Origin of the sequence: Streptomyces sp. WAC06614 (assembly GCF_003949795.1) — a bacterium.
GTDB lineage: Bacteria > Actinomycetota > Actinomycetes > Streptomycetales > Streptomycetaceae > Streptomyces.
On sequence record NZ_RPRY01000403.1, the window covers coordinates 1 to 5544 of the forward strand.

Sequence of the window (5544 nt, forward strand, 5' to 3'; positions counted from 1 at the left end):
CCACTCCGCCGCCCTGCGCCAGCTCCAGTACTTCTGGCCCCGCGCCCGCCGACCAGGGGGCGTCGGCATGCCGGGCCTCGGCGTGCCGGGCCCCGGCGTGCCCGGGCGTCCGCCCGGCGGCTGCTCGTCACCGCCGGTACGACTGGTGTGCACGGCCTGTGGACGACGTTGCCGTCCGCCCCACGGGACCTGGCAGCATGGCGGGGTGACAGCAGCAACGCACTCCTCAGCTTTCCCGGCCGTCGCCGACTCGGCCGACGCGGTGCTCCTGGGCCTGGACCCGGAGCAGCGCGAGGTCGCGACGTCCCTGGACGGGCCGGTGTGCGTGCTGGCGGGAGCCGGCACGGGCAAGACCCGGGCGATCACCCACCGCATCGCCTACGGGGTGCGGGCCGGCCGGCTGGCCCCGGCCAGTGTGCTGGCCGTCACGTTCACCAACCGCGCCGCGGGCGAGATGCGCGGCCGGCTGCGCGCACTCGGTGCCGAGGGCGTGCAGGCGCGGACGTTCCACTCCGCCGCCCTGCGCCAGCTCCAGTACTTCTGGCCCCGCGCCGTCGGCGGCGAGCTGCCCCGGCTGGTCGAGCGCAAGGTCCAGCTCGTCGCGGAGGCCGGGGCCCGCTGCCGGGTCCGCCTCGACCGCAACGAGCTGCGCGACGTCACCGGCGAGATCGAGTGGGCCAAGGTCACCCAGACCATCCCCGCCGACTATCCGGCCGCCGCGCTCAAGGCGGGTCGCGAGGCCCCCCGGGACATGGCCGAGATCGCCCAGATCTACAGCACGTACGAGCAGCTCAAGCGGGACCGCGGGGTGATCGACTTCGAGGACGTGCTGCTCCTGACCGTCGGCGTCCTCCAGGACCGGCACGACATCGCCGAGACCGTCCGCGCCCAGTACCAGCACTTCGTGGTCGACGAGTACCAGGACGTCAGCCCCCTCCAGCAGCGCCTGCTGGAGCTCTGGCTCGGCGACCGGGACAGCCTGTGCGTGGTCGGCGACGCCAGCCAGACCATCTACTCCTTCACCGGCGCCACCCCCGACCACCTGCTGGACTTCCGCACCCGCTACCCCCGCGCCACCGTGGTCAAGCTGGTCCGCGACTACCGCTCCACCCCCCAGGTGGTCCACTTGGCCAACGGCCTGCTCGGCCAGGCCCGCGGCAGGGCCGCCGAGCACCGACTGGAGCTGGTCTCCCAGCGCGAGCCCGGCCCCGCCCCCGTCTACGCCGAGTACCCGGACGAGCCCGCCGAGGCCGAGGGCGTCGCCCGCCGCGTCCGCGACCTGATCGCCGCCGGCGTGCCCGCCGGCGAGATCGCGGTGCTCTTCCGGATCAACGCCCAGTCCGAGGTCTACGAGCAGGCCCTCGCCGACGCCGGGGTGCCCTACCAGTTGCGCGGCGCCGAGCGCTTCTTCGAGCGGCAGGAGGTGCGCAACGCCATGCTCACGCTGCGCGGCTCCGCCCGCGCCGGGGCGCACGACCCGCTGCTGGACGACGTGGTCGGGCTCCCCGCGCAGGTGCGGGCCGTCCTCAGCAGCGTCGGCTGGAGCCCGGAGCCGCCGGCCGGCTCGGGGGCGGTGCGCGACCGCTGGGAGTCCCTGGCCGCGCTGGTGCGGCTCGCCGAGGACTTCACGGCCGGGCGGCCCGGCGCCACCCTCGCCGACCTCGTCGCCGAGCTGGAGGAGCGGGCCGCCGCCCAGCACGCCCCGACCGTCCAGGGCGTCACCCTGGCCTCGCTGCACGCGGCCAAGGGCCTGGAGTGGGACGCGGTGTTCCTGGTGGGCCTCACCGACGGCATGCTGCCGATCACCTACGCCAAGACCGACGAGCAGGTGGAGGAGGAGCGCCGGCTCCTCTACGTCGGCGTCACCCGGGCCCGGGTCCACCTGACGCTCTCCTGGGCCCTGTCGCGCTCTCCGGGCGGCCGGGCCTCCCGCAGGCCCAGCCGGTTCCTGAACGGGCTGCGGCCGGGCTCCTCGGCGCCCGGCCGGGCCGCCGGCGCGCCGGCCGAGGTCGGCGCCCGCCGGCGCACCCGGCGCGGCCCGGTGTCCTGCCGCGTCTGCGGCCGGACGCTCACGGACGCCGGCGCGCTGAAGCTGATGCGCTGCGAGGACTGCCCGTCCGACATGGACGAAGGTCTCTACGAGCGGCTGCGGGAGTGGCGCGCGGTGCGGGCCAAGGCCCTCGGAATGCCCGCGTACTGCGTGTTCACGGACAAGACGCTCATGGCGATCGCCGAGTCGGCCCCGGCCGAGGCGGGCGAGCTCGCGATGATCTCCGGGGTGGGCGGCCGCAAGCTCGACCGGTACGGAGCCGATGTCCTGGCCATCTGTGCAGGTCAGGAGCCTGAGGGCGAGGTCGGGGACGACGCGTAGAAACTCGTCGGAAAAATAGTTTGCACATGCCCTGGCAGTCCCCATAGGTTCTTAACCACGAGAACAGGCAACTTCTCTGAAGGCCTGTCCTCGTGCTGTACTTATCCGAATACACGGGACCGGCCCGCCACAGCCGGTCCCCGAGACGCCGAGAGGAGGCGAGACCCCGTGACCAGCTTCATGAACACCAAAATGACCGATCGCCCGGTCGCCGCTTCCTGCACCCTCGGCTCCACCCTGCTCGTCTCCTCGCTGCGTTCCCTCCGGGGCACCGGTCTGTCCGCGATCGCCGCGGCCAGCCCCGCCGTTCTGGCGACCCTCCCCGTGCGTGAGCGCAACGAGCGACCGACCCAGGCACCGGTGGCAGGCATGGGAGCCAAGGCTGAGGCCTATGGCTTTGCGGCAGCCGGTGCCGGAATCCAGACGAAGCAGACCAAGCACACGACGCAGCACCACCTGATGTGGGCCTTCCGCGGGCTCGAACCCTGGAGTGATCCAGCCTGATCGCCTGATCAGGCCGGCGCCTTCAGGGCCGCGGAACCCCACCCGGGATCCGCGGCCCTTCTGTTTGTCCCCACCCGGGGCGACGGAGCGAAGGGGCCACGGGGACTGGCAAGACCAGGTACCAGCAGATCCGGCCGACCGCCGGACCGACCAGCAGACAAGACGAGGAAGAAAAAAACCGTGCAACTCGAAGCGCACGCCCCGTCCGTACCGCAGACCCGCACCGTCTCCCCGCCCGCAGTCCCGGAGGACTCCACCTTGACTCCGCTCACCGCGCTCACCGCGCTCGACGACGCCATCGAGAACCTGGGCGTCCCCGTCCCGTGCCGCACGTACGACCCCGAGGTCTTCTTCGCCGAGTCCCCGGCCGACGTCGAGTACGCCAAGTCCCTGTGCCGCACCTGCCCGCTGGTCGAGGCCTGCCTCGCCGGGGCGCTGGAGCGCCGTGAGCCCTGGGGCGTCTGGGGTGGGGAGCTGTTCGTCCAGGGTGTGGTCGTGGCCCGCAAGCGTCCGCGTGGCCGCCCGCGCAAGAACCCGGTCTCGGCATGAACGCCACCGGATTCGGAACCATCGACCGCCCCCTGACGCACGACCCCCTGAAGCAGGCCCTCATGACCCCCGCCGCCTCGAGCGAGCAGCCGTCCGGCTGCGCCACCGAAGACTTCATCACCACCGGTGCGATCACCTCGCGCCAGAACAGGACCCGCGAAATGCAACTCATCCCAGAAGCCCTGGCCCGCGCCCATATGGCCGACCGGATGCGTGAGGTCGACGCCGAGCGTCGCGCCTCGCGTCTGGTCGCCGCCCGCCGCATGCAGCGGCGTGCCGAGCGCGTCTCGCTGCGCGCCCGCCGTGCGCTGGCCATGGCCATCATGCACTGACGACGACCGCACGCCCTGCTCCGCGAGGAGCGCCGAGACAGGGCAGCCGGAAGCCGTCCCCGGGGGGACCGGTCCGCACGGACCGGTCCCCCCGGTGCGTTGCGGGCCCGTGCCCGGCTCATGGCGATATCGTCTGGTGGTGGACCAGTCGAACCCCCACCCGGCACCGCCGGGAGCGAGCGGACGCGCGGTCGTCTGCGCCCGCTGCGGCACCCCCGCCCCCGAGGGCCCTCCGCCCACCTGGACCTGCTCGGTCGAGAACGGCGCCCGTCAGTACTTCTGCGTGGACTGCGCCCGGGCCAACCTCCGCGCGATCGAAGGCCGCCTCGACTCCTCCTGGTGGTGAGCCCTCCTGCTCAGTCCTCGGGACGGAACCCCGGCAGCCACTCCTCCAGTTCCTCCCGCAGCCGCACCGTCGCGCCGAGCTGACACAGCACGCCGATGGTGCTGAGCGTCACGCGGTGGATCAGCAGGTAGGACGGCGGCAGGTTGATCATGCGGCCCAACTGGTGTGCGGGAGAGCGGGGATCGGCGATCCGCGCAGCCTGTCCGCGTATCCACTCCCGGGTGAACGTGAACTCCTCCACCGCCGCCGGCTCGATGATGGGCTGGAGATAGTCCAGCACCGCCTCCGGGTCCAGCTCGACGGAGTCCTTCACGAAGCCCTCGTCGCACAGGTGCCCGTAGACCCCCTCCGCGTCCCCTTCCAGGGTCATCCGCAGCGAACGGCCTATGGGGGCGGGCAGCCCGCCGGGGAGCCGGTCGACCGTGCCGAAGTCGAGCACGCCCAGCCGCATGTGCCCGTCCGCGTCCACCACCAGCCGGAAGTTGCCCGGATGGGTGTCGGCGTGCAGCAGCCCGGTGCGCGCCGGCCCGGAGAAGAGGAACCGGGCCAGCAACTGCCCCGCCCGGTCACGCTCCTCCTCGGTGCCGTCGGCGATGACCTCCGACAGCGGCACCCCCTCCAGCCACTCGGTCACCAACACCTGGTCGCCCTGGTGCACCACGCCCGGAACGACCACGTCCGGATCGTTCGCGAACGCCTCGGCGTGGATCCGCTGGGCCTCCGCCTCCAGCGCGTAGTCCAGCTCCTCCGAGATCCGCTCCCGCAGCTCGGTGATCAGCGGCTTGATGTCCATGCCCGGGACCAGCGGCCCCAGCAGGCCGGCGAACCGGCCGAGCTGCTTGAGGTCCGACAGCAGCGCCTCACCCGCGCCCGGGTACTGGACCTTGACCGCGACCTCCCGCCCGTCGTGCCACACGGCCCGGTGCACCTGCCCGATCGAGGCGGCCGCCGCCGGCTTGTCCTCGAACTCCGAGAACAACTCCCGCCAGTCCGGCCCGATCCGCTCCGCCAGGACCTGGTGCACCGTCCCCGCGGGCAGCGGTGGGGCCGCCTCCTGGAGCTTGGTCAGCGCCGCCCGGTAGGGCCCGGCCACCTCCTCCGGCAGCGCCGACTCGAAGACCGACAGGGCCTGACCCAACTTCATGGCCCCACCCTTGAGTTCACCGAGCGTACGGAACAACTGCTCGGCCGTGCGCTGCTGCAGCTCCCGCGCGACGATCTCCGCCGACCCGCCCACGATCCGCTTGCCCAGCCCCCAGGTCGCCCGGCCGGCGAAGCCGAGTGGCAGCGCGGCCAGCTTGACGGTACGGGTGACCGCCTTCCGGGGAAGATCAGACATGCGCCCCTCCAAGTCCCGACTGCTGTGCCGCGAGCGGCGGTCACCCGTACCGTCAAGCTGGCCGCGCTGCCACTCGGCTTCGCCGGCCGGGCGACCTGGGGGC

Annotated in this window: 6 protein-coding genes; 5 read left to right on the forward strand and 1 reads right to left on the reverse strand. The window is 72.8% G+C overall.

What is annotated here, in order from left to right; all coding sequences use genetic code 11:
- Positions 1-262 precede the first annotated feature (262 nt).
- The 5 genes from EF918_RS31745 (at position 263) to EF918_RS31765 (ending at position 4102) form a co-directional block, all read left to right on the forward strand.
- On the forward strand, positions 263-2371 hold the full coding sequence (locus tag EF918_RS31745; RefSeq protein WP_260610848.1) for an ATP-dependent DNA helicase UvrD2: 2109 nt from the start codon (positions 263-265) through the stop codon (positions 2369-2371).
- 168 nt (positions 2372-2539) lie between these two features.
- Positions 2540-2875, forward strand: coding sequence for a hypothetical protein (locus EF918_RS31750; protein WP_185922015.1), 336 nt, complete (start codon positions 2540-2542; stop codon positions 2873-2875).
- 180 nt (positions 2876-3055) lie between these two features.
- Positions 3056-3424, forward strand: a complete 369-nt coding sequence (locus EF918_RS31755; protein WP_125652376.1) for a WhiB family transcriptional regulator — start codon at positions 3056-3058, stop codon at positions 3422-3424.
- Positions 3421-3756, forward strand: a complete 336-nt coding sequence (locus EF918_RS31760) for a hypothetical protein (RefSeq protein WP_125652377.1) — start codon at positions 3421-3423, stop codon at positions 3754-3756. Before EF918_RS31755 ends, EF918_RS31760 begins: the two co-directional genes overlap by 4 nt.
- A 139-nt stretch (positions 3757-3895) precedes the next feature.
- Complete coding sequence (locus EF918_RS31765; protein ID WP_125652378.1) at positions 3896-4102, forward strand: hypothetical protein; 207 nt, start codon at positions 3896-3898, stop codon at positions 4100-4102.
- A 10-nt stretch (positions 4103-4112) separates the two neighbouring features.
- Here EF918_RS31765 and EF918_RS31770 read toward each other — a convergent pair whose 3' ends face one another.
- Entirely contained in the window at positions 4113-5441 is a 1329-nt protein-coding gene (locus EF918_RS31770; RefSeq protein WP_125652379.1) for an AarF/ABC1/UbiB kinase family protein, read from the reverse strand.
- Positions 5442-5544: the final 103 nt, after the last annotated feature.

Excerpts from the sequence above, each read along its gene's own strand:
- EF918_RS31760 (WP_125652377.1), top strand. The coding sequence starts at position 3,421 with ATGAACGCCACCGGATTCGGAACCATCGACCGCCCCCTGACGCACGAC.
- EF918_RS31770 (WP_125652379.1), bottom strand. The coding sequence starts at position 5,441 with ATGTCTGATCTTCCCCGGAAGGCGGTCACCCGTACCGTCAAGCTGGCC.